The organism is Streptomyces sp. NPDC048111, from assembly GCF_043202815.1.
Lineage (GTDB): Bacteria > Actinomycetota > Actinomycetes > Streptomycetales > Streptomycetaceae > Streptomyces.
In genome coordinates, this window is the sequence record NZ_JBIDBD010000013.1 from 120,672 (window position 1) to 147,517 (window position 26,846).

General features: G+C 71.3%; 27 protein-coding genes. 18 read left to right on the forward strand and 9 right to left on the reverse strand.

Annotated elements, in window-relative coordinates:
- Positions 1-105 precede the first annotated feature (105 nt).
- Positions 106-744 carry a hypothetical protein gene (locus tag ACGF3I_RS21500; protein ID WP_393134335.1) on the forward strand — a complete coding sequence of 213 codons (639 nt, stop codon included), beginning with the start codon at positions 106-108 and terminating at the stop codon, positions 742-744.
- A 101-nt stretch (positions 745-845) separates the two neighbouring features.
- Positions 846-1,208: an NTP pyrophosphohydrolase gene (locus ACGF3I_RS21505; protein ID WP_393134336.1), complete on the forward strand. Its 363-nt coding sequence runs from the start codon at positions 846-848 to the stop codon at positions 1,206-1,208.
- Here the strand turns inward: ACGF3I_RS21505 and ACGF3I_RS21510 are convergent.
- Complete coding sequence (locus tag ACGF3I_RS21510; protein ID WP_393134338.1) at positions 1,205-1,729, reverse strand: MarR family winged helix-turn-helix transcriptional regulator; 525 nt, start codon at positions 1,727-1,729, stop codon at positions 1,205-1,207. The two genes, ACGF3I_RS21505 and ACGF3I_RS21510, sit on opposite strands and share 4 nt — an antisense overlap.
- Positions 1,730-1,929: 200 nt before the next feature.
- Between ACGF3I_RS21510 and ACGF3I_RS21515 the strand changes: the two genes are divergently transcribed.
- The gene (locus ACGF3I_RS21515; RefSeq protein WP_393134340.1) at positions 1,930-3,060 is read left to right on the forward strand and encodes an NADH:flavin oxidoreductase; all 1,131 of its coding nucleotides are present in this window, start codon (positions 1,930-1,932) and stop codon (positions 3,058-3,060) included.
- A 283-nt stretch (positions 3,061-3,343) separates the two neighbouring features.
- Complete coding sequence (locus ACGF3I_RS21520) at positions 3,344-3,697, forward strand: WhiB family transcriptional regulator (protein ID WP_393134342.1); 354 nt, start codon at positions 3,344-3,346, stop codon at positions 3,695-3,697.
- A gap of 117 nt (positions 3,698-3,814) precedes the next feature.
- On the opposite strand, the gene ACGF3I_RS21525 is transcribed toward ACGF3I_RS21520, so the two are convergent.
- The 7 genes from ACGF3I_RS21525 to ACGF3I_RS21555 form a co-directional block, all read right to left on the reverse strand.
- Entirely contained in the window at positions 3,815-4,282 is a 468-nt protein-coding gene (locus tag ACGF3I_RS21525) for an ATP-binding protein (protein WP_393134463.1), read from the reverse strand.
- Between the two features lie 88 nt (positions 4,283-4,370).
- Entirely contained in the window at positions 4,371-5,804 is a 1,434-nt protein-coding gene (locus ACGF3I_RS21530) for an MFS transporter (protein ID WP_393134344.1), read from the reverse strand.
- Positions 5,801-6,352, reverse strand: coding sequence for a phosphoribosyltransferase family protein (locus tag ACGF3I_RS21535; protein WP_393134346.1), 552 nt, complete (start codon positions 6,350-6,352; stop codon positions 5,801-5,803). The genes ACGF3I_RS21530 and ACGF3I_RS21535 overlap by 4 nt, the downstream gene beginning before the upstream one ends.
- 12 nt (positions 6,353-6,364) lie before the next feature.
- On the reverse strand, positions 6,365-7,087 hold the full coding sequence (locus tag ACGF3I_RS21540; RefSeq protein ID WP_393134348.1) for a ribulose-phosphate 3-epimerase: 723 nt from the start codon (positions 7,085-7,087) through the stop codon (positions 6,365-6,367).
- Positions 7,071-8,108, reverse strand: coding sequence for a ribose-phosphate diphosphokinase (gene prs, locus ACGF3I_RS21545; protein WP_393134350.1), 1,038 nt, complete (start codon positions 8,106-8,108; stop codon positions 7,071-7,073). Before prs ends, ACGF3I_RS21540 begins: the two co-directional genes overlap by 17 nt.
- A gap of 4 nt (positions 8,109-8,112) precedes the next feature.
- The gene (locus ACGF3I_RS21550; RefSeq protein WP_393134352.1) at positions 8,113-8,775 is read right to left on the reverse strand and encodes an HAD family hydrolase; all 663 of its coding nucleotides are present in this window, start codon (positions 8,773-8,775) and stop codon (positions 8,113-8,115) included.
- Positions 8,776-8,786: 11 nt separating this feature from the next.
- A complete protein-coding gene (locus ACGF3I_RS21555) occupies positions 8,787-9,356 on the reverse strand; it encodes a TIGR00730 family Rossman fold protein (RefSeq protein WP_393134354.1) in 570 nt (189 codons plus the stop codon).
- Between the two features lie 630 nt (positions 9,357-9,986).
- Between ACGF3I_RS21555 and ACGF3I_RS21560 the strand changes: the two genes are divergently transcribed.
- From ACGF3I_RS21560 to ACGF3I_RS21600, 9 genes are all read left to right on the forward strand, one after another.
- Entirely contained in the window at positions 9,987-11,033 is a 1,047-nt protein-coding gene (locus ACGF3I_RS21560; protein ID WP_393134356.1) for a hypothetical protein, read from the forward strand.
- Positions 11,030-12,406: a hypothetical protein gene (locus tag ACGF3I_RS21565; RefSeq protein WP_393134358.1), complete on the forward strand. Its 1,377-nt coding sequence runs from the start codon at positions 11,030-11,032 to the stop codon at positions 12,404-12,406. Before ACGF3I_RS21560 ends, ACGF3I_RS21565 begins: the two co-directional genes overlap by 4 nt.
- A gap of 7 nt (positions 12,407-12,413) precedes the next feature.
- Complete coding sequence (locus ACGF3I_RS21570; RefSeq protein WP_393134360.1) at positions 12,414-13,157, forward strand: SDR family NAD(P)-dependent oxidoreductase; 744 nt, start codon at positions 12,414-12,416, stop codon at positions 13,155-13,157.
- 12 nt (positions 13,158-13,169) lie between these two features.
- Positions 13,170-14,087, forward strand: a complete 918-nt coding sequence (locus ACGF3I_RS21575; RefSeq protein ID WP_393134362.1) for a TauD/TfdA family dioxygenase — start codon at positions 13,170-13,172, stop codon at positions 14,085-14,087.
- Positions 14,088-14,349: 262 nt separating this feature from the next.
- Positions 14,350-15,048, forward strand: coding sequence for a hypothetical protein (locus tag ACGF3I_RS21580; protein ID WP_393134363.1), 699 nt, complete (start codon positions 14,350-14,352; stop codon positions 15,046-15,048).
- Positions 15,049-15,054: 6 nt separating this feature from the next.
- A complete protein-coding gene (locus ACGF3I_RS21585; RefSeq protein WP_393134365.1) occupies positions 15,055-16,386 on the forward strand; it encodes an amidohydrolase in 1,332 nt (443 codons plus the stop codon).
- 11 nt (positions 16,387-16,397) lie between these two features.
- Positions 16,398-17,735, forward strand: a complete 1,338-nt coding sequence (locus ACGF3I_RS21590) for an APC family permease (RefSeq protein ID WP_393134367.1) — start codon at positions 16,398-16,400, stop codon at positions 17,733-17,735.
- Between the two features lie 8 nt (positions 17,736-17,743).
- A complete protein-coding gene (locus ACGF3I_RS21595; protein ID WP_393134369.1) occupies positions 17,744-18,565 on the forward strand; it encodes a carbon-nitrogen family hydrolase in 822 nt (273 codons plus the stop codon).
- Between the two features lie 132 nt (positions 18,566-18,697).
- Positions 18,698-19,528, forward strand: a complete 831-nt coding sequence (locus ACGF3I_RS21600) for a B3/4 domain-containing protein (RefSeq protein ID WP_393134371.1) — start codon at positions 18,698-18,700, stop codon at positions 19,526-19,528.
- A 151-nt stretch (positions 19,529-19,679) separates the two neighbouring features.
- Here ACGF3I_RS21600 and ACGF3I_RS21605 read toward each other — a convergent pair whose 3' ends face one another.
- Entirely contained in the window at positions 19,680-20,969 is a 1,290-nt protein-coding gene (locus ACGF3I_RS21605) for an ATP-grasp domain-containing protein (RefSeq protein WP_393134373.1), read from the reverse strand.
- 148 nt (positions 20,970-21,117) lie between these two features.
- Here ACGF3I_RS21605 and ACGF3I_RS21610 point away from each other — a divergent pair, with 148 nt between their 5' ends.
- The 5 genes from ACGF3I_RS21610 to ACGF3I_RS21630 all read left to right on the forward strand — a co-directional run bounded on the left by ACGF3I_RS21610 (position 21,118) and on the right by ACGF3I_RS21630 (position 26,818).
- Positions 21,118-22,362 (forward strand): MFS transporter, encoded by a 1,245-nt coding sequence (locus tag ACGF3I_RS21610; RefSeq protein ID WP_393134375.1) that lies wholly within the window; start codon positions 21,118-21,120, stop codon positions 22,360-22,362.
- A 5-nt stretch (positions 22,363-22,367) separates the two neighbouring features.
- Positions 22,368-23,363 (forward strand): thiamine pyrophosphate-dependent dehydrogenase E1 component subunit alpha, encoded by a 996-nt coding sequence (locus ACGF3I_RS21615; RefSeq protein ID WP_393134377.1) that lies wholly within the window; start codon positions 22,368-22,370, stop codon positions 23,361-23,363.
- Complete coding sequence (locus ACGF3I_RS21620; RefSeq protein WP_393134379.1) at positions 23,360-24,409, forward strand: alpha-ketoacid dehydrogenase subunit beta; 1,050 nt, start codon at positions 23,360-23,362, stop codon at positions 24,407-24,409. The genes ACGF3I_RS21615 and ACGF3I_RS21620 overlap by 4 nt, the downstream gene beginning before the upstream one ends.
- 2 nt (positions 24,410-24,411) lie before the next feature.
- Positions 24,412-25,179, forward strand: coding sequence for an SDR family NAD(P)-dependent oxidoreductase (locus ACGF3I_RS21625; protein ID WP_393134380.1), 768 nt, complete (start codon positions 24,412-24,414; stop codon positions 25,177-25,179).
- A 607-nt stretch (positions 25,180-25,786) separates the two neighbouring features.
- Entirely contained in the window at positions 25,787-26,818 is a 1,032-nt protein-coding gene (locus ACGF3I_RS21630; RefSeq protein ID WP_393134382.1) for a LacI family DNA-binding transcriptional regulator, read from the forward strand.
- Positions 26,819-26,846 lie beyond the last annotated feature (28 nt).

Below are 26,846 nucleotides of genomic sequence, written 5' to 3' on the forward strand. Positions count from 1 at the left end.
CCCACGGCCGGGTGGGTCTGGACCCACCCCGCTCCCTGCGGCGCCGCTGTCACCGAGCCCGGGCCCGGGCGCGAGGGGTGGCGGGCCGGTGCCTATGCTGCCCCAATGCCTGAAGTGAACATGAAGAAGTCGCAGGACGGAGCCGTGGACCGCGGGGCGTATGTCCTGTTCACGCTGGCCGTGGTGGGGATCGGCTGGATCATCGCCGCCGCCAACACCGGGATCGCGTACCTCGCCCTCGGCACGGACGTGGTCCCGATCATCACCGGCTTCATCGGCTGCGTCGTCTTCGCGATCCTCCTGCGCTTCCTGCACTGCGCCTGGTGGCTCGCCGCGTGCTCCCTCGTGCCGGCGGTGTTCGTTCTGGTGGGCTCGGTGCAGTACGCCCCCGAGGCGGCGCTCGACGGCCGGGGGGTGCGGGAGACCGTCCGCATCACGGCCGACAGCGCCTCGGGGGGCGGGGGCTCGAACCACCGGTACGCCCTGGTCGGGCAGGGGGGCCGGCTCAAGGAGACCCTGGACTACAGCGGCGACCACCCGAAGTGGCGGGTGGGCGACCGGGTCGAGGTCGTGCACGACCCCGAAGGCGAGATACCCCTGGAGGTGGCCTCCGACGTCGATCCGGGCAATCGCCTCGGCTCGCTCGTCATGGGGGTCGTCGGCTGGACGGGCATCACGCTGCTCGCAGGCCGGCGCGGGTTCGTCCGGCGCAACGCGGGCCGTCGCCCGGTCATCGAGGACTGAGCCGCCCGGCACGGCCGGTGCCGCATGGCAGAATCACGGCCCGTGTTCACGAGAGCGATGCACGTCACGTCCCGTCGGGGCCGGCCGACCGGGGAGGCGTCATGAGCGTACGGCCGGTGCTGATCGTCGATGCCGCGAACGTCGTCGGGTCGGTGCCCGACGGTTGGTGGCGCGACCGCAGAGGTGCGGCGGAGCGCTTGCGCGACCGGCTGGCCGAGCGCGACGCGGGTGACGAGGTGATCCTCGTGGTCGAGGGGGCCGCGCGGGGCGTCGAGTCGGTGCCCGGGGTGCGGGTCGAGTCCGCGCCCGGCAGTGGGGACGACCTCATCGTGGAACTCGCCGCCGCCCACGCCGACCGGCCCTGCACGGTCGTGACCGCGGACCGCGCGCTGCGCGAACGGGTCCGGGCGTACGGGGCCGAGTGCGCCGGGCCTCGTTCGGTGCGGCCGGTCGCCGGGTCCTAGCGGACCGGCGGGGCGGGCTCGCGGGGGGTCGCGGGGCAGGCCTGGGCGGCGCCGTCGTCCTCCGCGCGCGGCCAGAACCGGCCCTCGACGGCCTCGGCACTGCGGTTCAGGCGGACCAGCACGTCGGTCAACTCCCGCACCTCGTCGGGTGACCAGTCCGCGACGACCCGTTCCAGGCAGGAGCGGTTGACCTGCCGGTCCTCGGCGAGGCGGCGTCCGCCCTCGGCGGTGATGCGCCACTTGCGGGCCAGGCCGCCGTCCGGGTCGGCGACACGTTCGGCCAGACCACAGCGCAGCAGGGCCGCCGTCTGGCGGTTCACGGTCGAGGTGTCGAGCCCGAAGGCCTCGGCCAACTGCCCGATGGACATGGGGCCTTGGGTGTCGATCCGGCTGAGCAACAGATAGGCCGAGCGCTCCAGACGCTCGGGGTCGCGCTCGCGGCGGGCCAGCACCTGGTGCCGCGACAGCAGCATCAGCTCGCGCTCCAGCTTCTCCAGCACCGTGCCACCCACCCTTTCCATCGCTCCATTATCGCCGACCCGTCGGCCCGTGGACCTCGTGCGGCAACGGTCGGTGCGCGCTCCGGGCGCCGAGCGGGACGCGGATGCGGGAATAGGACGGGCCCGACGACTGCTGATATGCATCGTACATAGCATGTGTACGATGCACTTCTCGTTCTCACCCGGACGAGAGCCACCGCTTCATCCCGGAGGACCCCCGCATGTCCGTCACCACGTCCCACGGCTCCCGCGCGGCCGAGATCCTGTCCCGGCCCGTCAGGCTGAACGGGCTGACCGTCCCCAACCGCATCGCGATGGCCCCGATGACCCGGATGTTCTCGCCCGGCGGCGTACCCGGTGAGGACGTGCAGGCGTACTACGCGAGCCGGGCCGCCGCGGGCGTCGGCCTGATCGTCACCGAGGGCACCTATGTCGGGCACGACTCGGCCGGGCAGAGCGACCGTGTGCCGCGCTTCCACGGCGAGGACCAGCTGGCGGGCTGGGCGAAGGTGGCCGCTGCCGTGCACGAGGCGGGCGGCACGATCGTCCCGCAGCTGTGGCACATAGGCATGGTGCGCAACCAGGGCGAGGCGCCGTACGCCGAGGCCCCCGCCGTCGGCCCGTCGGGCATCCGCGTGGACGGCACCGAGGGCACCGGCCGGGCGATGACGCGGGGCGACCTCGACGACGTCATCGGCGCGTTCGCCGACGCCGCCGCGGACGCCGAGCGCATCGGCTTCGACGGGGTCGAACTGCACGGCGCCCACGGCTACTTGCTCGACCAGTTCCTGTGGGAGCGCACCAACCGCCGCACCGACGCGTACGGCGGCGACGCGGTGGCCCGTACGAAGTTCGCCGCGGAGATCGTGGCCGCGGTCCGCGAGCGCGTCGCGGCCGACTTCCCGGTGATCTTCCGCTACTCGCAGTGGAAGCAGGAGGCCTACGACGCCCGCCTCGCGCAGACCCCCGAGGAGCTGGAGGCGATCCTGGCACCGCTGACGGCCGCGGGCGTCGATGTGTTCCACGCCTCGACCCGGCGCTACTGGGTTCCGGAGTTCGAGGGCTCGGACCTGAACCTGGCGGGCTGGACCAAGAAGCTCACCGGTCGTCCGACCATCACCGTGGGGTCGGTCGGTCTCGCGGGCGACTTCCTGCGCTCGTTCGCGGGCGAGGGCTCGGACCTGGGTGACATCAACAACCTCCTGGACCGCATGGAGCGCGACGAGTTCGACATGGTCGCGGTCGGGCGGGCCCTCCTCCAGGACCCGCAGTGGGCCGCGAAGGTCCTCGGCAACCGCTTCGACGAGCTGAAGCCGTACGACGCGGCGTCGCTGAAGTCCCTCAGCCGGTAACCGGCCCTCTCGCAGCCTCCGTCCGGGCAGCTCGGCCCGGCCGCCGCCCCGCTCCGCCGCTCCACCGGCGGCGCGGGGCGGTGGCGTTCGCACTCGGCCCCGCCCGGCGCTTCCCTGGTCGCCGTCCCCGTCGTTTGCCGATGAGGTGACCGTGCATGATCGCGAATCGGGGGTAGGAGTCCGGCCGAACGGCGTACGCGCCGCAAGTCGTTGGTCGAAGGCTCACCCGCACCGCGTGTCCGGTACGGCGGGTGCCGCTGTACAGGTGGAGAGGGAGAAGGACATGGGGGCCGTGCTGGCGTGGACCGAGCGGGCGGTGTGCGGGGAGGCGGACGCGGAGGCGTTGTTCGCCGAGGGGGCGAAGCAGCAGGATGCCGCCGCGCTGTGCGCGATGTGTCCCGTGCGGACGGAGTGCTTGGCCCATGCCCTGGACGAGCGGATCGAATTCGGGGTGTGGGGCGGGATGACGGAGCGCGAGCGACGGTCCCTGCTGCGGCGCCGGCCCGACGTCACTTCCTGGCGCCGCCTTCTGGAGCGCGCGCGGGCCGAGCACACCGCCCCGGTCCGGCGCATGGTGCGTCGCGGACCGGGCGGGGCGCACGGGCTCCAGGACCCCGGCACGGCCAGGGCGGCCTGAGCGGGGGGATCGTCGGGCGGGCGAGGGCCGGGATGTTCCCACCGGCTCCACCCGCCCCGTCGCCCTGCCCAGCAGAAGGTGGCTGTCGGAGGCCGGCAGAAGGTGGCCGTCAGAGGATCAGAGGAGCAGACCCGCCGGGTGCCCGCCGGGGTCGTCGGCGAGGACGATGCTCACCGTGACGCGCTTGCCGACCGGTTCGCGGCGCACCTCGAAGCTGCGGCACACGCCCATCACGATCTCCAGACCGTGCTGGCCGACCCGGCCCGGGTCGGCGGGGAGCGTCAGGGGAAGGGCTGATTCGCTGTCCCACACGCTCACCTCCACGCTGCCCCCGCTCACCTTGAGGTCGAGCAGGCAGGGGCCGGGCGCGTACTTGTACGCGTTCGTCACCAGCTCGCTCACCACGAGCAGGACGAGCCCCATCGCGCGTGAGGAGACGGGGATCCCATGGTCCGCCTGTACCTCGGCGAGGAAGCGCCGGGCGACATCGCGAGCCGCCCCGATGGGCTCGTCACCACCGAGCGTCGCCGCCGACCATATCGGCCGGTCCGTCGTCACGTGCCGGACCACGTCATCGCACACCATCAGCTTCACACCGCCATCCCCGTTACCCACGCTCCCGCTGTTACCCGGAATTACGCCCCTCATCCCCCCCGTGTTCCTTATCTTGCCCTCAGCCCTTCGGGGCCCTGCGCACGGGGTACCCCTCGGTCACTCCTGGCGGGGTCGAGGCGGGGCTCCGGCGCCCGGCCCTCCGCACCACGACGACGACCGCGCACCCCAGGGCGGCGAGCACCGCCCCGCCCAGGAACGACAGGCGCAGGCCCGCCGTCGACAGGGCGCCGCCCGTGCCGAGGTCGCTCACCATGAGGAGCAGGGCGAGCCCGAAGGCCACGCCGAGCTGCTGGGTGGTGATGAGCAGGCCGCCCGAGACCCCGTGCTCGTCGGGGCCGAGCCGCTCCGCCGCGGCGACCGCCGCGACCACGGCCGCGAGGACCAGGCCGAAGCCGGTCAGGCAGGTGCCCAGGAGGACGCAGGCGGTGGCGGCGGCCGACGTGGTGGGGGTGGCCGCGAGGACCGCCATGCCGGCGGCGATGGCGGCCAGGCCGCAGCAGTACGTGCCGACCGTGCCGAGGCGGCCGTGCAGATGGCGTGCCGAGCGGGCGCCGAGGGCCGCGGCGGCGGCGTCGGGAAGCAGCATCAGACCGGTGGCCGACTGCGACCAGCCCAGCGTGTGCTGCATGAGCATGGTCGCGAAGTACACCATGGAACCGCCGGCGGCCGGCGCCCACGCGCTGACGAGGTTGGCCAGCCGCACCGCGGGCCGGGCCAGGAAGCCCGGTGGCAGCAGCGGTGTGCGTCCGCGGCCCTGCCACGCGCGCAGCGCGAGGGCGCAGCCCACGGTCGCCGCGAGGCACAGCGCGGCCGCCCACCACTGGGTGCGCGGGTGGGGTGCGAGGGAGAGCAGGGCGATGCCCGAGGCGGCGCTGCCGCCCAGGAGCAGGGCGCTGAGTCCGTCGGGGCGTTCGGCCGTCTCGCGCGGCCGGAACTCTGGCACCCAGCGCAGGGTCATGAGAGCGGACACCCCGGCGAGCGCGGCGCAGAAGACGAACACCGCGGGCCAGCCCGCGAGTTGAGTGATGACGCCGCCCATGACGGCGCCCAGCGCGAAGCCGAGCGAGCCGCCCGCTCCCCACCAGCTCAGGGCGAGTACCTGGTGGCGCCGGGAGGGCAGCGTGGTGATGAGGCCGAGGGCGGCCGGGGTCGCGAACGCCGCGGCGGCCCCCTGCGCGGCGCGCGCCACGGCCAGCACGGCGAACGTGGGCGCGACGGCCGCGGCGAGCGATGCCACGGCGAAGGCCGCGAGGCCCCTGAGCAGGATCCTGCGCAGTCCGAGTGCGTCGGCGAACCGGCCGGCGCACAGCAGGATGGAGCCGTAGGCCAGCGCGTAGGCGGACAGCACCCACTGCAGCCCCTCGGCGCCGACCCGGAACTCGTGCCCGATGTCGGGGAGCGCGACATTGGCGATGGAGAACTCCATGGCCACCAGGAGCTGCACCGAGCAGAGGGCCGCGACCCGCGGCCCCCAGCGGCTGTCCGAACTCACCCATCCCCTCCCGGCGTACGCGCGAAGACGGGGAGGTGGACGAGCGAGTCGACGTCGGGCCGGACGTCGCCCTCGGTGGCCACGGCCAGGGTCTGCACGACCTTTCCGCCGGCCGAACCGACCAGTGTGGTCAGGGCGTTGAGGGTGCCGCCGCTGCTGACGACCTCGTCGACGAGGGCGATGCGCCGTCCGCGGAGCAGGGCGGCGTCCGCGTCGTCGAGGATGAGTTCCTGCCGGCCGGCGGTGCCGATGGTGGTGACCGGCACACGGATGGGTTCGACCATGTGGGGCCGGAGCTTCTTGCGGGCGACGGCGTACGGTTTGGACGCCGCGCCGGCCAGCAGGTGGGCGAGGAGGATGCCGCCGGACTCGGGGCCGAGGATGACGTCCACGTCGTCGTCGAGCCGCTCGGCGAGTGCGGCGGTCACCACCTCCATGAGTTCTAGGTCCCCGTACAGCTTGAGGAAGGCGATGGACACCTCGTCGCCGACCGGCACTATGGGCAGGTCGCGCCGGAGGCCGTTGATCTCGATCGAATGTACGTTCATGGCGCTCCTTCGTCAGGCGATCGACTGGCGCGGCTGCCCGTCCAGGGCGGCGCGCAGTTCCTGGAGACGGCTCAGGCGGGGTGAGCGGTGCGGGAAGACGGTGCTGCCGAGGACGAGGAGATCGGCTCCGCCCGCCGCCATCCGCGGGGCGGTGTCCGGGCCGACCGCGCCGTCGACCTCCACTTCGCCGATCACGCCGGCGTCGCGCAGCTGTGCGGCTTCGGCGACGGTGTCGAGGGCTTCGGGACGGAAGGAGCGGCCCGCGCCGCCGGGGACGACGCTCATCACCGTCAGACGGTGCGGACGGACGTTCCACACGTCCGGCAGCGAGATCGACTCGTCGGGGTCGACGGCCAGCGAGACCGAAGTCCCTTGGTCCGAGGCGTCCTTGAGGGCGCCGGTGACCTCGTCGGTGAGCGATCTCTGGTGGACGCAGACGGTGGCGGCGCCCCGGGCGACGGCCTCGCGCACGGCCGGCGCGGGGTCGGTGAGCATGATGTGCACGTCGATCGGGAGGTCGCAGGAGGCGCGCAGGTCGCTGATCGTCTCCAGCGGCAGTCCGAGTCCCCCGCCGAACGCGGGGTCGACGAGGTCGACGTGCAGGCGGGCGATGCCGAGACCGTGCAGGGTCCGGATGTGCCCGCCGAGGCGGGTCTGGTCGACGCAGACCACGGATATGGCCAGCGCGGGGTGGCGGGTGACGGTGGCACCCGGGCGTTCAGCGGCGAGTGCCATGGACGGTCCTTCGTTCCGGGAGCGGGGGGTGCGGGGCGGCGCCGAGCCGGTCGGCCAGCTCCGTCGCCATCCAGGGGATCGCGGGGGCGAGGGCGAGGCCGGGCACGTCCGGCCGGTGGCCCGCCGCGTCGGTGGTGTGCACCCTGCTCACCACGCCGTCGGTGAGCATCCTGGTGAGGCGGCGGGTGCCGGCGGGGGTGGGGCGCAGATGGGTGGCGACGACGTCCACGGCCAGGGCGGGGCGGTGCTCGCGCAGCGCCTCGACGGTCCGCTCCACGGTCGCGCCACTGGTGATCAGGTCGTCGACCAGCACCACGTGCCCCATGTCGCCGACGTCGTGCGGCGCGCGCAGGCGGACGGACACGTCTTCGGGGCCGGTGCGGTGCTTGTCGAGGACGACATGGCGCAGGTCCAACTCGGCCGCCAGCAGGGCGACTTGTTCCACGGCGCCCGCGTCGGGGGCCACCAGGACCGTATCGGGCCGTACGAGCGGACGCAGCAGCCGCAGCTGGAGTTCGTGGGCGGACAGGAACACCATCTCGGTGCCGGCCCGGGCGAACAGGTCGCGCAGCACGTCCTGGGCGCCGGAGGCGATGGACACGAGGGCGTCGAGCCCCGCGGACGACGCGAGGTCGGCGAGCAGGCCCGCCATCACGGGTCTGCGCTGTCCGGGGATCAGCCGGTCGTGGCGTGCGTAGGCGAGGTGCGGGAGTACGGCGACGATGCGGGCGGCGCCGTGCTCGCGGTAGCAGCGGGCCGCGGCCAGCAGGCTCATGAGCGCCTGGTCGGCGCCGGTGTGCGGGCCGGTGAGGGACTGGCACAGCAGGACCGTGCGGCCTTCGGCCGCCGCGGGCAGTTCGACGCAGAGCTCGCCGTCGGGGAAACGCTGGTCGAGGGCGGGGTGCGAGGTCACGTCCCAGCCGTGTCCGCGCAGGGCGCGCTCCAGTGGGCCCGGCTGGTCCGGGAAGGTGTCGGTGAAGTCCCGGCAGTAGCCGACGATGATCTCGCAGGGGGTCACCACGGCGTCACCATGCTTCCTCCGCGGGGGCCAGCAGCAGGCGCAGTGCGTCCTCGATGTCGTCGCCGTCGTAGTGGTGGGCCGCCAACTCCCGCAGATTGGGCGTGCTGTTGACGGCTACGGTGCGGGTCAGCGTGCGAAACAGCGGGATGTCCGAGTCGGAGTCGCCGAAGGCGATGACCTCGGAGGGGTCCAGGCCCAGTTCCTCCCGAAGGCGGTGCACGATCACCGGCTTGTCCTCGGGGTTGAGGATGTCGGCGGGGTAGGAGGAGGCGAAGACGGCGTCGAAGCCGGGGAAGCATTCGGCGAAGGGCCGGGGGGCCATGGTGATCAGGCAGGTGGTCACCGACTGGTCGCGCAGCCGTTCCAGCGTGCGGGCCAGACCGCCGATCTTGGGACTCGCGTCGAAGGCCAGCCGGTAGAGCTCCATCCCGGCGCGCGCCCAGGACACCAGGCACTGTTCGGCGAACTCGGTGCTGTTGATGAGCTGGTCGCGGTAGGCGAGTTCGAGCCGGTCCACGGTCGCCACGTCGCCGGCGGCGAGCCCGATCTGGCGGCAGGCCGTGGTACCGGGGAGCAGGGTGCCGTCCATGTCGAAGACGGCCAACTTCGGCTGGATCAGACGCTGTTGTAAGGCCGCGTCGTGTTGAGCCGTGTCGGGGGATGTCATGGCCGGTCCCCTCAGGCCGCGGCGAACAGGTGCGGAAGGCCGGGGCGTGTGCCCAGGAGGGACAGCAGCTCCCCGGGCTCGGCACTGACGACCACGTTGTCCAGATACCGCTGCTGTACGAAGCCCTCCTCGACCGCGTGGCGCAAGTAGGCCAGCAGCGGCTGGAAGTAGCCGTCGACATCGAGCAGGGCGCAGGGCTTGGCGTGCAGTCCGAGCTGCGCCCAGGTCAGCACCTCGAAGAACTCGTCGAAGGTGCCGAACCCGCCGGGCAGCGCCACGAACGCGTCACCGAGTTCGATCATGCGGGACTTGCGCTCATGCATGTCGTTGACGACTTCCAGGCGGGTGAGCCCGCGATGGGCGACCTCGTGGGCCACCAGCTGGGCCGGCATGACTCCGATGACCGATGCGCCCTTGGCCAGGGCGGCGTCGGCCACCGTGCCCATGAGTCCGGTGGAGGCGCCGCCGTAGACGAGTCCCAGGCCGAGCGAGGCGACCTCCGCGCCGAACCCGGCCGCGGCCTGGGTATAGGAAGCCTGCCGTCCGGACGAAGCTCCGCAGTACACCGTGATGTGACGCACGAAAGATCCTGTCTGAAAAGGTACGGGCGAATTCAGGAAAGCGTTTCAACTTTCATGTACGACGCCGCAGATCACGACGGTTCGGACGGTGGCCGGGCGACGAGAACAAGACATTCCCCGTGGAGCGGGACCGGCGGTTCCCGCCACGCCGATCTTGTTGCTCCGCGCGTTCTCGACGTGCCGCGACATGGCCGCTCCATCCGTGACCGGGCGCCGCGCCGATGATCGGCGGGCGGGCGTCGGGGAGTTGTGTCATACGTACGAACAGGGGGACTGTAGCGCACAGCGCCGACCCCGGGTCCAGTGCGAATAAGGCACTTGTCACGTGGTCATGCGTATGACTACGCTGCCACTCGTCCGATGCGCACCCAGGTATGAACTCGCCTTCTGAGGCCATCAGTTGGCCCGTCCGGTGACCGTTTGCCGCCTGCCGAGTGCGCTTCTGCTGAGAGTGGCGCATCCTGGCCGATTTGCTCGTTGAAGTCGGTTCCGCACGTGAGTACAACGCTTCGTCTTTTCTGACGGGAAGGTTTCCACGTGAGTCAGTCCATGCAACTTTTTGTTGACACTCTGCTAGTCCTGGGATTCGGGGTGCAGCATTCCGGAATCGCCACCTTACGAGTCAAACGCGTGGTCAAAGCGAAGACCGGCATAGAGCCTTTGGCCTGGCGTTCCGTTGAATCCCTGGCGAACGTCGTCTACATATTGGCCGCCGGCGCTCTCTGGCAGCACACCGACACGGTGATCTGGGAGCTGTCCGGCGCGCCGATGGTGATCATGTACAGCCTGGCCGTCGCGTCCTGGCTCTGGTACTGGCAGCTCCACCTGTTCGAGTACGACTGCGGACTCGCCTTCGGCTCGACGACGCTGGTGTCCGAGACGGCCAAGGCCTCGAAGCCGAAGCTGACCAGCTGGAAGGTCGGCAGCCGCCGCTGGATCCGGTTCCCCGTGCACACCGCGTTCTTCGGCATGTTCTTCCTGCTGCCGACGATGACGTCCGACCTGCTCGTCCTGGCCGTCGTCCTCAACGTCTACAACGTCGTGGGCAGCATCCTCTACGACAAGCGCCTGGTCGCCACCGCAGGTGAGCCCTACCTGCGCTACATCGACGTGACGGGCCTGATCTTCCCGCCGGTCTACCGCTGCCTCAAGGGTGCCGCCGACATCCCGATGCCCTCCCCCGCCCACTGGCGCAAGCCCTCCATGCACCTGCCGGGCCTGATCGTCGGCCTCGGTCTCGGCGCGCTCTACTACGCGCTCATCGGCGCGCGGGCCGTCACCCCCATGGACATGCTGAAGGCCGGCGGTGCGGGCCTGCTCGGCGCCGTCGTGACCGGGCTGCTGCTCGGCACCGTCCTCAAGCCGCGGGCGTCGGACTGGGCGCAGCAGCAGACCGACCTGTCCACCACCGTCGCCCTCAACGCGGCGACCGGTGTGGTGACTTGGGCGACGATCGGCTGGATCCAGACGGGCACGGCCCCCTCGTTCGCGGCGTTCCTGCCGCTGTGGTTCATCGTCCAGTACCTCGGTCACGTCTTCGCCTTCCTGGCCAACCGCGGAAAGTGGTCCGCGGCGCTCGCCGAGGACGGGGCGGCCACCCGGCCGCAGGCGGCCGAGCCGGTCAAGCAGCGCGCCGGCAGTGTCGCGGCCCGCCTGTCGTCCGGAGGCCGCGCATGACGGAAACGCTCGTGTCCTCCTCCCAGGACGTGGACCAGCAGCGCACCGAGGGACTCGACATCCCGCTGCGCCGCCCCACGACCCAGTCGCCGTACTGGCACCGCGACGAGCCGGTGGTCGCCGTGGCGCGCGTCGACCCCGAGTACGCCCGGCTCAGGGAGCACTTCCCCCAGGGCTGGCTCCACCTCGTCCACGCCAAGTCCCTCTTCGACGGGATCGCCGCCCTGGACGTGCCCCACGTCCCCTCGGAGCGCAGCCAGGAGCAGAGCCTGTTCCTGGTGCGCGCCGCGGCCCAGGAGCTCGTCTCCTTCGCCGAGTTGGAGACCACTCCGGGCACCGAGGACGCGGTGGCCCACGCCCTCGAGGTGGTGGCCCGCCTCGACTCCTACGCCCGCACCGGCACCTGGGAGCCGATCACCCTCAGGCCCCCGCAGCCGGGCAGTCCTTGGCTCTACTGCGGACCCATCGCGAGCTGGGCGATGCGCACGGCCCGCCGGTCCATCGGCTTCCTGGTGGCCGCCCCCGCCGCCGGCGACCTCCAGGAGGAGGTCGACATGGTCACGCTGCGCACGGACTGGGTCCGTGAGCGCGTGGCGCAGATCCTCGGCGGCCCGGTCCGCTCCAGCGAGGGTGTGCAGCCGGGCATGCACGTGCTCGACCTGCTGCTCAGCGGCGGCGAATCGGCCGTCGGGCACAAGAACTTCGCGCACTTCTTCCCGCTGGAGGCGGCGGGCTCGCGGGTCCAGGGGCCCGAGTTCACCGTGGTGTTCGCCAACATCCACCGCAGCCGCATCCAGCACTGCTCGCTGCGTCTGTTCCGCGAGATCCAGGGCCGGGAGACCGAGACCCGCCTGGACGGCCTGGTGCGCAACTCACTGCGCTGGTTCAGGGGCCACGACCTCGGCCACTTCTGGCGCAAGGAGAGCGTCGTCGGTGACGGCGCGCCGGCCGAGGGGCTCACCGCTTTCGAGCTGATGGGTCTCGAGGAGACGTACGCGGACGTCCTCGGGCTGCTCTCCGCGCGGCTGTTCGCCTCCGACCTGCATCTGTCCGAGGCCTACCGGGTCGAGCTGTTCCGCTACCTCTCGCGCCGCCACGACCACTTCGCCGACAGCACGGCGGCGGTCCTGACGGCCGGCTGGCTGCGCCTGCACGACGTCTCCCTGGAACCCGAGCCCGGCAGGCGCTGGCTCATGGGCGCGCAGCACGCGCTCGGGGAGCTGGCTGGCGCGCTGCACCGCACGCTGTGGGAGCAGGACTCCTCGGCGCTTCCCACGCTCCGCGCCGCCATCGCGGCGGGGAGCGCCTATCAGAGGCAGTTCTCCGACACCTTCGGCACCCTGCCCACCGACCTGTCGTACACCTTTGGCTGAGAGAGACATGAAACAGCGCACTGTCATCATCACCGGTGCCTCCTCGGGGATCGGCCTCGCCACGGCGCGCCGGTTCGCGGCCGCCGGCGACCACGTGGTCAACCTCGATCTGGTCCAGCCCGCCGAGGCGGACGCCGTCGGCGAGTGGATCCGGGCGGACGTCACCGACTGGAGCGGGCTGCGGACGGTCGTCGACGGCGTCCACGCAGCGCGCGGCTCGATCGACGTGGTCGTCGCCAACGCCGGTATCAGCCTGCGGCGTTCGTTCGTCGACATGACCGAGAAGGACGTCCGCTCGCTGCTCGACATCAATGTGCTGGGCGTCGTGGCCCTGTGGCAGGCGGCGGCCCGGCACATGATCGAGGACAGGAGCGGGGTCCTGCTCGCCACCGCCTCGACCAACGCCTCGGCCGGTTACCCCTACTACGCCGACTACAACGCCTCGAAGGCGGCGGTGCTCGCCCTGGTGCGGACCGTCGCCCTGGAGCTCGCCCCGCATGTGCGGACCGCGTGCGTGAGCCCCGGCTACGTGATGACGCCGATGCAGCGGGCGGAGTACACGGACGAGATGTTCGCCGAGGTCAACGCGAAGATCCCGGCCGGCCGCCACGCGGACCCGTCGGAGATCGGCGAGGCCTTCTTCTATCTGGCCTCGGACGCGGCGCGCTTCATCACCGGCCAGCAGATCGTGCTGGACGGCGGTGAGCTCGCCGGCGGGACGGCGTCGGCGCACGGGACCGTTTTCAACTGAGGAGAGACCACCATGCAGCACAGCCTCGTACGGAGCGGTCACGGCAACGGCACCGGGACCCTGGTCACGGCCGGTGAGGGACAGGCGCTCGACGCGCTCGACCGCTCCTGGGTGCTCGACCAGCTCGCGACGTCCGGATATCTGGTGCTCCGCGGCTTCGCGCCGACCATCGAGCAGTTCTCCGGACTGGTGAACTCGGTGTGCACGCGCACCACGCTCGACCCGGCCCGGGAGTTCAGCGAGGGCAGGACCGTGCAGAAGGTCGACCTCGGGACGGACGCGGTCGGCCTGCACACCGAACACGGCACCAATCCCCTGACGCCCGACCTGACGTGGTTCATGTGCGAGAGCGCGGCGCGCGTCGGCTCGCAGACCACCGTCTGCGACGGCTACGCCGTGTGGGAGAACCTGACGGAGCGGACCCGTGAGCTGTTCGCGCGGCAGGACATCCTGTATTCGCGCAACATCGCCGAGCAGGCGTGGCGGGCGCTGGCGTCCAACCTCCTCAACGGATCCAAGCCGGACAGTGAGATCACCGTGCACGACCTGATCGACCTGGCGAAGCTCTTCGGCGAGGACAAGCTCCAGATCCGCGCCAACGACGACGGGTCCATCCACTACGTCTACAAGGTGCCCGCCGCGCACCCCACGCTGTTCGGGGAGCGCCTCGCGTTCGCCAACAGCATCCTCGGGCCCTCGTACCACTACGAGAAGCCGCGGATCGCCTTCGCGGACGACACCGAGATCCCGGCGCAGGCCCTGGAGGACATCGAGAAGGTGACGGCCTCGCTGACCGAGGACATCGACTGGCAGGACGGTGACGTGGCCATCGTCGACAACACCCGCGTGATGCACGGCCGCCGGGCCATCGAGGACGCGGACCGCCGCAAGATCTACGTGGCACTCGGGTACGTCGACGACCAGCGGTGACCCCCACGCACACGCCGACGTGAGGTCGGTTCCGCGGGGCGTGCCGCACGACAGGGCGGCACGCCCCGCGGACACAGCGGTGCGTCCGATCGCTTGAAAGGAGTTCGCCATCTCTCCGCTGCACCACTCCATCGACACCCTGCGCGGCACGTCCGCGCAGCCACTGCCGCAGTACCGGCTCAAGAACGGCTGGTCGTACATCTGCTGGGACCGCACCGCGCGGTTCACCGAGGAGTACCAGGACATCGTCTTCTCGCTCCTGGTGGAGATCTCCACCAAGGCGTTCGGTGCCGACATGACGCCGTACTGGCGTGACCGCAGGGCGGCACGCTTCTTCGAGAAGATCACCAAGTTCTGCCTGCTGGTGGACCCGCTCGGGAACATCGCCGGCTGGACCGGCTACCACCGCCGCATCTTCGGCAACGCCCAGTGCCTCTACCTGGACTCCAGCGGGGTGCTGCCGGAGTCGCAGGGCGGCGGCCTGATGGGGCACATCCACGCCAAGATGATCATTCAGGAGTGTCTGCGGTACGCGCCGCGTCCGGTGTACCTGCTGGCACGGACCGAGAGCCCGGTGGTCTACCGGCTGCTGCGCAACGGCTGCGGGGCGGAGAACATCTGGCCCGCGCCCGGCGCCCGCACCAGCCGCGAGGTCTCACTGATCGGGGCGGACGTGGCCGAATGGCTGGGCCAGGGCGAGAAGTTCGACCGCGCGAGCATGAAGGTCGTCGGCGCGTACGACAACCTCGACGCGCTCTACGGCGATCTTCCGGCCTGCGGCGAGCCCACCATCGACGCGTTCTTCCGCAGCACCCTGAACCCCGAGGACGCCTACATCGTGGTGGCGAAGGCCGGGCTCGGGCGGATCGCGCGCGAGTGGCTCGGCAAGGAGTACAAGGCGGCCCGCTCCGGCCGTCCAGGACAGACGGTGCGCCGTCTCATGCACCAGATGGGCAGGTGAGCCGGTATGCCGACGGCCGAGCCGCGTGAGGACGAACTCGTCGGGCGGGCGCGGACCGTGCTCGCCCCGCTGGGCGCGGGCTACCTCGACGAGATCGAGGCGATCTACACCGATCTGCACCGCAACCCCGAACTGTCGGGCCAGGAGGAGCGCACGGCCGCGGTGGCCGCGGACCATCTGGAGAAGGCCGGGTTCGAGGTCGTCACCGGCATCGGCGGGCACGGCGTCGCCGGGGTCCTGCGCAACGGCGAGGGCCCCGTCGTCATGCTGCGCGCCGACATGGACGCGCTCCCGGTGCGGGAGGCGACCGGCCTCGCGTACGCGAGTGACCGGCGGGCCGTCGACGACGACGGCGAGGAGGTGCCCGTCGCCCACGCCTGCGGGCACGACGCGCACCTGAGCAGTCTGCTCGCCGCCGCCACCCTGCTGGCCGGGAGCCGGCAGTCCTGGAGCGGCACGGTGCTCGCGGTCGCGCAGCCCGCCGAGGAGACCGGGGCGGGCGCTCCGGCCATGCTCGACGCCGGGCTCTACCGCGATGTCGTCAAGCCGGACATCGCCCTGGCCCAGCACGTGGTGCCGCTGCCCGTCGGGATCGTCGGTCACCGGGTGGGCCCGATGATGGCGGCGTCCGCCGTCGTACGGGTGCGGATCCACGGGCGGGGCGGGCACAGCTCGGCGCCCCAGGCCACGATCGACCCGGTCGTCATAGCCGCCCATGTGGTCACCCGGCTGCAGACCATCGTGGCCCGTGAGACGGATCCCGCGGCCTGTGCCGTGGTGAGCGTCGGCTCCATCCACGCGGGCACCAAGGCCAACGTCATCCCGGAGACCGCCGAACTCGGCATCAGCGTGCGGTGCTACGACACCGCCCTGCAGGGCGGGCTCCTGGAGGCGGTCCACCGCATCGTGACGGCCGAGGCGGCTGCCGCCGGCGCGCCGCGCGAGCCCGAGATCGAGGTCGTCGAGGGCGTCCCCGTCAACGACAACTCGCCCGCGGACACCGAGCGCGTCCGCGCCACGCACCAGGCCTACTTCAACGACGGCTGTGTGGTGGAGATGCCGCTGCTCGCGGCCAGCGAGGACTTCCCGTACTTCGGCGCCGCGGGCGCCGGGGCGCACTACGAGGGCGATCCGGTTCCCACGGTGTACTGGGTGGTGGGCAGCGCGTCCTTCGACGCGTGGCTTTCGGCTCCCGGTGACACGCCGCAGGAGAAGGTGAAGCATCTGCCCGTCAACCACTCCCCGCAGTTCGCACCCGACCCGAGGCCGACGCTCCTCACGGCCTCGGAGGCCCTGGTGACGGCCGCTCTCACCCATCTGGCCAGTCCCGCCCACTGAAGGAAACGCGCATGTCGACGAAACCCATCCAGAAGATCGGCTACCGGGAGGCCACGGCGCTCGGCGTGGGCGGCATCATCGGTGCCGGCATCTTCGTGCTGAGCGGCACGGCCAGCGGCATCGCCGGTCCTGCGGTGATCGTCTCGTTCGGCATCGCGTTCGGCGCCTCCCTCATCCTCAGCCTGTGCTACGCCGAGTTGAGTTCGATGCACGACGACTCGGGCGGTCCGTACGCGTACGCCAAGCGCCACCTCCCGCCGTACGTGGCGACCATCGTCGGGTGGGCGAACTGGGGCGCCTGGATGTGCGCCAGCTCCTACGTCGGCATCGGTGTGGGCAGTTATCTGCACCTGCTGGTGCCGGCGCTGAGCCAGGGGGTGGCCTCCACCCTGGTGATCGCCGTCTTCACCGCTCTGAACCTGCTGGGCATCCGGTTCTCGGGCAAGGTGCAGTTCATCGCGCTGGTCCTCACCGTGCTGGTGCTGCTGGGGTTCATCGCGGCCGGCGCCACCCACGTCGACATGGACAAGTACACGCCGTTCATGCCCCACGGGATGAGCGGGGTGATGCAGGCCGCGCTCATCGGGTTCCTGTCCCTGACGGGCTGGGACGCCATCGTGGTCTCGGCGGAGGAGATCACCAATCCCCGCCGCACCATTCCGCTGTCCATCCTGACGAGCCTCGGCATCTCGTTCATCCTGTACGCCGGTCTCCTGCTGATCGAGAACGGCATCATCCCCTGGGACAAGCTGGGCGCCTCGCAGACGCCGGTGGTCGACGTCAGCCGCGCCTTCTTCGGAACCCACGGCCCCTTCGTCGTCAACTGCATCGTCCTGGTGGCCCTGTTGGCGGCCGTCAACGCCAACCTGATCGTCATCTCCCGGGCGTCCCTGGTGCTCGCCCGCGACCGTCTCGCCCCGCGCCTGCTGAAGCACACCGCGGGCCGCAACCACGTACCGGCCGTCTCCATCGTCCTGGCCGGTGTCGCCCAGGCCGTGATGTCCACGGCGGGCAACCTGCGCTTCGCGGTCTCCGCGACCGGTTTCCTCTACACGCTGACCTTCATCACCTCGATCGTGGCCCTGTTCATCGCGCGGCGGCGCGGGATCATCGCGAGCTTCCGGGTGCCGCTGTATCCGGTGATCCCGGCGCTCGCGCTGCTGCTGTGCTGCGTCTTCATCACCTCCGCGGGCGTGCCCGGCATCCTCACGGGCATCGGGTGGATCGCGCTCGGCCTGTGCTACGCCGCGTGGGAGCGGCGCACCAAGGACCCCCGCGCGGCGGAGCCCTCGGCGCCCGGAGCGGTGGCCCAGAGCGTCGGCGCCGGCGACGACCGGAACGGGATCTGAGGCCGGCCATGCATGTCGTGCTCATCCAGGCGGACGTGGATCACGGGCAGGCGTTCGCACACCGCGTCGCCGCGATGTGCCGGGAGATCGCCGGCCACCGGGAGGCGGACCTCGTCGTCCTGCCCGAGCTGTGGGCCACCGGCTACTTCGCCTTCGACGACTACGTCCCGACCGCCGAGCCGCTGGACGGCCCTACCGTACGGGCGCTCGGCGCGGCGGCCCGGGAGGCCGGCGTCCATCTGCACGCGGGCAGCATCGTCGAGCGCGCCGCCGACGGGCGCCTGCACAACACGAGTCTGCTGTTCGGCCCCGACGGCCGGCTGCTGCACACCTACCGCAAGGTGCATCTCTTCGGCCACCACTCACGGGAGTCCGCCCTGCTCTCCCCCGGCGATCTGGTGCACTGCCAGGACACCGGGCTCGGCCGGGTGGGTCTGACGACCTGTTACGACCTGCGCTTCCCCGAACTGTTCCGGCTCCTGGTCGACGACGGTGCGCGGCTCCTGCTCGTCTCGGCCGCCTGGCCGGCCGAGCGGATCGCGCACTGGCGTCTGCTGGTGCAGGCCCGGGCCATGGAGAACCAGGCGTGGGTGGTGGCCTGCAACGCGACGGGTCCGATCGCGGGGGTGACGACCGGCGGGCACAGCCTGGTCGTCGACCCCTGGGGGCGCATCGTCGCGGAGGCCTCGGACGCGGACACGGTCCTGGCCGCCGACATCGATCCCGGCGAGGCGGCCCGGGCCCGCGAGGCGTTCCCCGCGCTCGCCGACCGCCGCATCCCCGTACCCCCGCCCCCGTGGAGCCGCACGACCGGCCCGCGCGACCGCTGACCCGCGCCGTCGCCGTGGCCCGTACCCCTCGACCCGTCCGGTGATGTCCGCGTGGCCATCGCCGCAGTCCCCCGTACCCGCCGTTCCCCGTACCTGCAGTTCCCCGTACATGCACACCTTGAGGAAGTCACCATGAACCACGCCGATTCCCCGTCGGTCGCCCCGTCCGCACACACGTCGGCCGAAGCCTTCGCCGACGCGTCGGCCGAGGCGGTCGCCGGAGCGCCGGTCGCCCGCCGCCTCACCGTCGCCGTCTCGGCCGAGATCGCCGAGCGCTACCCGCAGTGCCGCACGATCTTCCTGGTCGCCCGCGGCATCAAGAACCACGAGGCGTGGCCGCGTACGGAGGACGAGCTCAGTGCCTTCGAGGCGGACGTGCGCGAAGGGCGCGTGACCCTGCCGGGCGAGGACGAGCCGGCCATCGCGACCTGGCACGAGCTGCTGCGCTCCTTCGGCACCAACCCGCGCCGGGCCCGCCCGAGCATCGACGCGCTCAGCCGCCGTCTGCGCAAGTCGGGCCGGCTGCCCAGGGTGTCGCCGCTCGTGGACACCTGCAACCTCATCTCGCTGCGCTGGATGCTGCCCATCGGCGGGTTCGACCTCGCCGCGTTCACCACCGGTATCGAACTGCGCCACGCCCGCCCCGACGACGTGTACGTGCCGCTCGGTGAGCCGGACGAGAGGGAGGTGCCGCGCGAGGGCGAGGTCGTCTACGCGGACGGCACGCAGATCATGACGCGGCACTGGAACCACCGGGACAGCCACATCACCAAGGTGACGGCCGGCACCCGTGACGCCGTGGTGCTCCTTGAGGGGATCGCCCCGGTCGTGCCGCAGGAGACCCTGGTGCGGGCCCGCCAGGAACTGGCCGACCTGCTGGCTCCGCACGCCGAGGAGGTCACGCTCTACGCGGGCGACGCGGCCGAGGCGCCCTTCGAGCTGTCCTGGGAACCGTCCCGCTGATCCACGCGCCCTCCCGCGCCGTCAACGCCCCGAGGACTGAACTCCCATGCTCCACACCACCGTTGAGGACCGATTAGGGCCAGGACCGCCGACCGGAACCGGGTGCCGCCGTCCGCGGCGGCACCCGGCTGCCCGGCGAACCGGTCCTCGATCAGGCGGCGGACCCGTGCACCGGCTCGTCCGCCAGCTCGTAGAAGCCACGGCCGTCCAGGAAGCGGACCGTGCCGAGGTCGCGCAGCAGGACCTCGTCGACGTCGTGCGCCATCGACACCGCCATCGGATACGTCGAGTCGTCCACCGTCGGCGAGATGACCTCGCCGGGAGCGACCAGCTCGCGCACCCCTCGTACGCTCTCCAGACGCTTGAGGGCGTCGAGGTCGCGGTAGCCGCGCAGCGTCCCGCCGACCGGCGAGATCATGCCCGCCCAGGCCACGCTGCGGCGCAGCACGTACTCCTGCTCGTAGCGCGCGAGGAAGCGGTCGGGGTCCATGAAGGCGTCCACGGTCCAGCTGATCTGGGATTCACCGGTGGCGTCCGCGGTGAAGCCCGGCAGGTCGAGCCCGGATATGCGGGCGCCGACCTCCACCAGGCAGGGGCCGTCCGGGGTCAGTTTGACCTCCACGTGGGCCGGGCCGTGGGCGATGCCCAGGGCGTCCAGGACCTGGAGGGCGTAGGCGACGACCTGGTCCTGCGCCTCTCCCCGGCGCGGCAGGAGATGACACGCAGCGGCGAGGTCGACGACTCCGTTGGCGCTGATGCGGTGCGTCTTCCACACGTCGCAGACGTGGTGCTTGCCGTCCCTGCTCACGGTGTTGACCAGATATTCGGCGCCGACCAGGTATTCCTGGGCCACCACGCCGTCGTGCGTCTCGGAGAAGATGTTCCGCCGCCCCTGGAGCCGGCGGTACGCCCGCACGGAATCGTCCACGGTGTCGCACCAGAACACGCCGTCGTTCGCGGCGCTGCGCAGCGGCTTGAGGATGGCGCGACCGCCGAGCCGGCGGTGCCAGTCCACGAGCTGGTCCTCGCTCTCGACCCTGATCTGGCGCGCGCCGCGCAGCCCGCGGGACTTGATCCGCTCGATCATGGCGAACTTGTCGCGCCGTGCCGGGCTCAGGGCCGTTCCGTTGCTGGGAATCGCGAGATCGCGCGCGAGTTCCTCGCTGAGCGCATCGGCCAGTTCCACTCCCAGCTCTCCCCCGGCGATGACGGCGACCGGGTCGAACTCCCGCACCTGCCGCGCCGTGGCGGTGACATCGCCGTGGTGCACGAAATCGGCGGCATAAGGGTGCGGATCCGGCTTGCCCGCGTAGAGCGCGGGAATGTCGGGCGTGCTCTGCACCCTGATCGGTATGCATCCGGCGGCGGCGAATCCAGCGGCGAGTCTCTGCGAAAGGGAATAGGTGTCGACCAGGACGACATGGCGATCTGTCACGTTCATCGGAGCCCTTCGAGACGGAAAAACAGGCGCTTTCGACAGAACACGTCCTGTCGCGCGCCCTCATTCCAATCGATACGCCTTCGACTGTCAACCAGCCTTCCGAGCAAGGGGATTGACATCACGTCAGGTTTAACACCGAGGATTACCGATGCCTAGTACTCGCCTGAGCCGTGTGTTTACCGCGGGCCGGATCAGTGGATTACCCAGAAGTTTCTGGGTCGTTTTCGCGGGACAGCTCATCAATCGTGTCGGCAGTATGGCCGTGCCGTTTCTGGTGCTCTTCCTGCGCGACCAGGGAATGACCGCGCAGCAGTCGGGCGCGGTGCTCGGCGCCGTCGGCGTGGGCGGCCTCGTCTCTCAGCCGCTGGGCGGTCTGCTCACCGACCGCTGGGGTCCGCGCCGCGCGCTGGTGACCGGGCTGTGCTCGGGGTCCGTGATGATCGCCCTGCTCGGCCTCGTCCGCGGGCTCCCGCTGATCCTGTGCGCCGCGTGCCTGCTCGGCGTCGTGGCCGACGTGTACCGGCCGGCGGCGGCAGCGGTGGTCTCCGCCGTCGTACCGGCCAAGGACCGTCCGCGTGCCTTCAGCCTCGTCTACTGGGCGGTCAACCTCGGTGTGGCGCTGGGCGGTCTGGTGTCCGGGATCCTCGCCGGGCACGGCTACTGGACCCTGTTCATCGCGCAGGCCGTCACCATGGCCGCGTTCGCCGCGGTGGCCGCCTCCCTGCTCCCGCGGGACCGGCCCCCGGCCGGTGCGGTCCGCCCCGGGGCACCGCGCGGCAGCAGCGGCGTCCTGCGGGACCGGCTGCTGCTCGCGCTGACCGGGCTCAACCTCCTCAACGGGCTGGTGTCGGCCCAGATCACCGTCGGCCTTCCCCTCGCCATCAGCGACGACGGCCTCGGCACGTCGCTGTACGGCGCGGTGTTCCTGGCCAGCGGCGTCCTCATCGGCCTGACCCAGCCGCCGCTCTCCGCACGCCTGGAGCGCTATGACCGCGTCCTGGTCCTGAGCGTCTCCTGGCTCGTGTTCGCCCTGGGGATCGCCGCGACCGGGCTGGCCGACACCGCGCCGGTCTACCTCGCCACCGTGTGCGTGTGGACCGCGGGCGAGATCGGCGCGGCGAGCTTCGTCGGCTCCCTCGTCGCCGACCTCGCCCCGCCCCATGCCCAGGGCCGCTACCAGGCCACCTTCGGCTGGTCCTACGGCGCGGCGCAGTTCGTCGGCCCGCCCCTCGGTGCCTGGCTGTACGCCACGGCCGGGCCGAACGCGCTGTGGGTGTCGTGCGCCGCCCTCGGGGTGGCCGGCCTGGCCGGCGGGCTCGCTCTGATCCGTCCCGTACGTCACCGGCTCACCCCGCTTCCCTCCTCCCCCGTCGTCCTGCAGAAGGCTCTGTGAACCTGATGAACACGATGACCGCGACCCCCCGGCCCACCGCGACGGTCGGACTCCTCGAACTGTTCCGCCGCATGAAGCTCGCCCGGCGCCTGGACGAGAGGCTGCCCGAGCTGGTGGACGAAGGCCTCATCAAGGGCCCCATGCACCTCGGCATCGGCCAGGAGGCCACCGGGATCGGCGCCACCGCCGCGCTCGGGCCCGGCGATCTGGTGACGGCCACCCACCGTCCGCACTCCCTGTACGTGGGACGCGGGCTGCCGCTCGGGCCCACGCTCGCCGAGATGATGGGCCGGGCCACCGGACAGTGCGGTGGCCGCGGCGGCCACATGCTGGTGGCCGACCGCGAGCACGGCATGCTCGGCCCGTCCGGCATCGTGGGACACTCCCTGCTGCTCGCGGTGGGCCACGGCATCGCCCAACAGCACGCCGGGGAGCGCCGGGTGACCCTGTGCGTCACCGGCGACGGCTCGGTCAACTCGGGTGCCTTCAACGAGGCCATGAACATGATCGCCCTGTGGCAGCTGCCCGTGGTCGTCCTCGTCGAGAACAACGGCTACGGCCTGAGCGTCCGGCTCGACCGCCATGTCCGCGAGACCGAGCTGTACCGCCGCGGCGCCGCGTACGGGGTTCCCGCGAGCCGGGTGGACGGCGGGGACTGCGAGGCGGTGCGCGACCGCGTCGCCGAGGCGATCGCCCGGGCGCGGGACGGCGGGGGGCCGACGCTGGTCGAGGCGGTGACGTTCAGGGACTGCGCCTTCTCCGGCTCCGATCGCGGCGGCTACCGGTCCGCCGCGGAATGGGAGGGGCAGGTGGATCCGCTGGACCGCGCGGCCGAAAGCCTGCTCGGGGACGGAACGCCGCGGGAGGTGCTCTCCGACATCGCCGAGTCGGTCGAAACGGAACTCGCCGAAGCCATCGCGTTCGCCGCGGCCAGCCCCTGGCCCGAGACCTCGGGGCTGTTCGCGTTCGCCGCCAAGTGGGACGGCCGGGAGGCGTCATGAGCTACGTGAACGCCACGAACGACACGGACCCCATCGCGACGAGGAACGACCCGGCCCGCACGAACCACATGACCCACATGACCTACAGCGAGGCCCTCAACTCCGCTTTGCGCGCGGAAATGCGCCGCGACGAGCGCATCGTGCTGCTCGGCGAGGACATAGGGGTCTACGGCGGTGTCTTCTCCGTCACGCGCGGACTGCTGGAGGAATTCGGGCCCCACCGGGTGCGGGACACCCCCATCTCCGAGAACGGGATCGTCGGCGCCGCCGTCGGCATGGCCATGAGCGGGCTGCGCCCGGTCGTCGAGATCATGTACACGGACTTCATGACCCTGGCCCTCGACAGCATCGCCAATGGAGCGGCGGCCTTCCCCTTCGCGTACGGGGACCAGGTACGGATGCCCGTCCTCATCCGGACCCAGGGCGGCGCCGGCATCAGCGCCGGACCGCAGCACTCCAAGTCCCTGGAGGCCTGGACCGCGCATCTGCCCGGTATCCACACCGTGCTCCCGAGCAACGCGGCGGATGCCAAAGGGCTGTTGACCGCCGCGGTGCGCGCGGACGACCCCGTCGTGATGGTCGAGCACAAGCTCCTCTACTCGACCGGCTGCGCGGTCCCCGCGGGCGAGCACGTCGTGCCGCTCGGCACGGCCGCAGTGGTGCGCCCCGGCAGGGACGTCACGGTCCTGGCGCTGTCGCGGATGGTCGGGGAGGCGCTGAGCGCCGCCGACCAGCTGGCGGAGCAGGGCATCGACGTGGAGGTCGTCGACATCAGGTCGCTGCGCCCGCTCGACGTCGCCACCCTGACCCGGTCCGCGCGCAAGACCGGCCGCGTGGTGGTGGCCACCGACTCCTGGGTCCGCTACGGCCCGTCCGCGGAAGTCGCCGCCGCGGTGACCGAGGCCGCGTTCGCCGAGCTGCGTGCCCCGGTGGTGCGCCTGGGTTCCCTCGGCGTGCCCTACCCGAGCAGCCCCCGCCTGGAGTCCGCGGTGCTGCTCGATTCCGCCGCCGTCGTGCGGTCCGTCGAAACCCTCGTCAAGGAGTAGCCGTGTCACAACTGTCGTTCGAGGACCGGGTCGTACTGATCACCGGTGGCGGCACCGGCATCGGCCGCGAGGTCGCCCTCGCCTTCGCCCGGCGCGGGGCGCGGGTGGTCGTGAGCGGGCGCCGGGACGCGGAGCTCAAGGAGACGGTCGGCCTCATCGCGCAGGAGGGCGGTCTCGCGGACGCCTGCGTCTGCGACGTGACCGACGAGGAGCAGGTGGCGGCCCTGCTCGACACGGTGGTGAGCCGGTACGGCCGGCTGGACGCCGCGTGCAACAACGCGGGGGTGCCCGGATCCGGGCGCAAGCTCCATGAGTTCACCGTGGAGGACTGGCGCCGCATCGTGGACACGAATCTGCAGGGCGTGTGGTTGTCGATGCGCCACGAGATCCCGGCCATGATCGAGCGTGGCGGCGGCGCCGTCGTCAACGTCTCCTCCATCGCCGGCCTGGTGGGCTACCTGGACGCGGCTCCCTACACCGCCGCCAAGCACGGCGTCGTGGGGCTGACCAAGAATGCCGCGATCGACTACGGGCATGCGGGCGTGCGGGTCAACGCGGTGTGCCCCGGCCCGGTCCTGACACCGATGCTGGAGCAGGCGCGGGCGGACCGGGGCCCTTCGGCCGACGCGTTCTACCTGCGCAACATCCCCCTCGGCCGGCTCTGCCGCCCCGAGGAGGTCGCCGCGGCGGTGCTGTGGCTGGCCTCGGACGACGCCTCGTACATCACGGGTCAGGCGCTGGCCGTGGACGGAGGCTGGACCGCCCAGTAGCCGCCGGAGTCCTCCGCTCACCCACCGATCCCCTCGCGCCGGCCGATGCCTCCGGCCGAGGGGATACGTCCCTCAACGCCCTTACGCAGGGCGGCAGTTGCTCCATACGCCACCAAACCCTGACACGGCCGGACACACCTGCCGGACTCCCGTCGCCCTCCGCCCGGCCCCGCCCGTGCCGCGGGGAGCCCGCCGGCCGGCCCCGACCCACCGGACGCGAAGCACCCCCTCCCCCGCACCTCCCTGGGCCCACCGCTCGGACGCCGCCCGGGCCGCGGAGAATTCCGGCGAAGCTCCCTCGCACGCAACGCCGGAAATTATCCGGAGTACCTCCTTCACCGTGGCGTACACCAATCCGATCGGCAAAGAATTGGTCAACCAATTCCATTGACCGGCACACACCTGCGAAAGATGCAGATGATCTTGTAGGCAGCAATGGCGCGGGGCGCCGCAGCCCTCAAGCGGCTCTCGCCCAACGGGAATCCCGGATATCATTACCCCCACAATCAGGTGTACAGAGATCCGCCAAAACGCCCAAAAGGTGCAAATGGCTTCCAGAATCTTTCCCTCCGTTAATTTCACATAGTGACGTCATGGATGTACGCGAATGAGAGAACGAGAAGTTCCTCGCCCCATCACCGCCGCCGATGTGGCACGAGTGGCGCAGGTTTCGCAGTCGACGGTTTCGCTCGTCCTGAACGGCAAATGGCGAGGCCGGATCCGCGAGGCCACCGCGCGGCGCGTGATGGCCGCATCGAGCAATCTCGGCTATCAGATCAACCAGGCCGCCCGCAGCCTTCGCCTGGGAGGCAGCGGAACCGTATTGCTGGTCGTGCCGACCCTGGAGAACGCCGTCTTCTCGACGGTCCACGCCGGCGCCGCGCGGGCCGGCGCCCTGCACGGCCTCGGCGTGGTGGTCTTCCCCCTCGGCGCTGAGGACGGCTGCGGCCCGTTCCCCGTACCCAAGCAGTCCATTGACGGGGTCATCGCCTGCTCGATGCCGGCGGAAGCGGTGGCGGACCTGTCGACGGGCCTTCCGCTGGTCGTCCTGGACGACAATCCGTACGCGGGCGCACCGACCGTCAGCATGGACATCGGCGACGGCATGGCGAACGTCCTGGCCCACCTGACCTCCCTGGGCCACCGGCACATCGCGCACGTCCGCGCGGACCGCCCCACCTGGACCTTCACCCACCGCGCCGAGGTCCTGAACAGGTGTCTCCTCAGCCACCCCGGGGTGACCAAGGACGACGTCCCCTGCTCCCTCAACGCACGGCACGTCAGGGACCGGGCCATCCACGCCCTTTCCGGCCCCTCCCGGCCCACCGCCGTGATCTGCGACGACGACAACCTCGCGACCGGCGTGTACTACGCGGCCCATGAACTCGGCCTCACCGTGGGCGAGGACCTCTCCGTGGTCGGCTTCAACGACCTTCCCATCTCCACCCTCCTGAGCCCCACCCTGACCACGGTGCGGCTGCCACTGACCGAGATGGGCTTCCAGGGCATACAGCTGTTCATGGAGGTGTGCGCCGGCAGGACCGTCAAGCCCCTGGTGCTGCCCACGGAACTCGCCGTCCGCGAGTCGACCGCTCCCCCGCCGTCCGCGGAGCGCCGACCGCCTGACGCGGCCCGCTAGGCGACGGAAGCGGCCGGCTCATCACGGC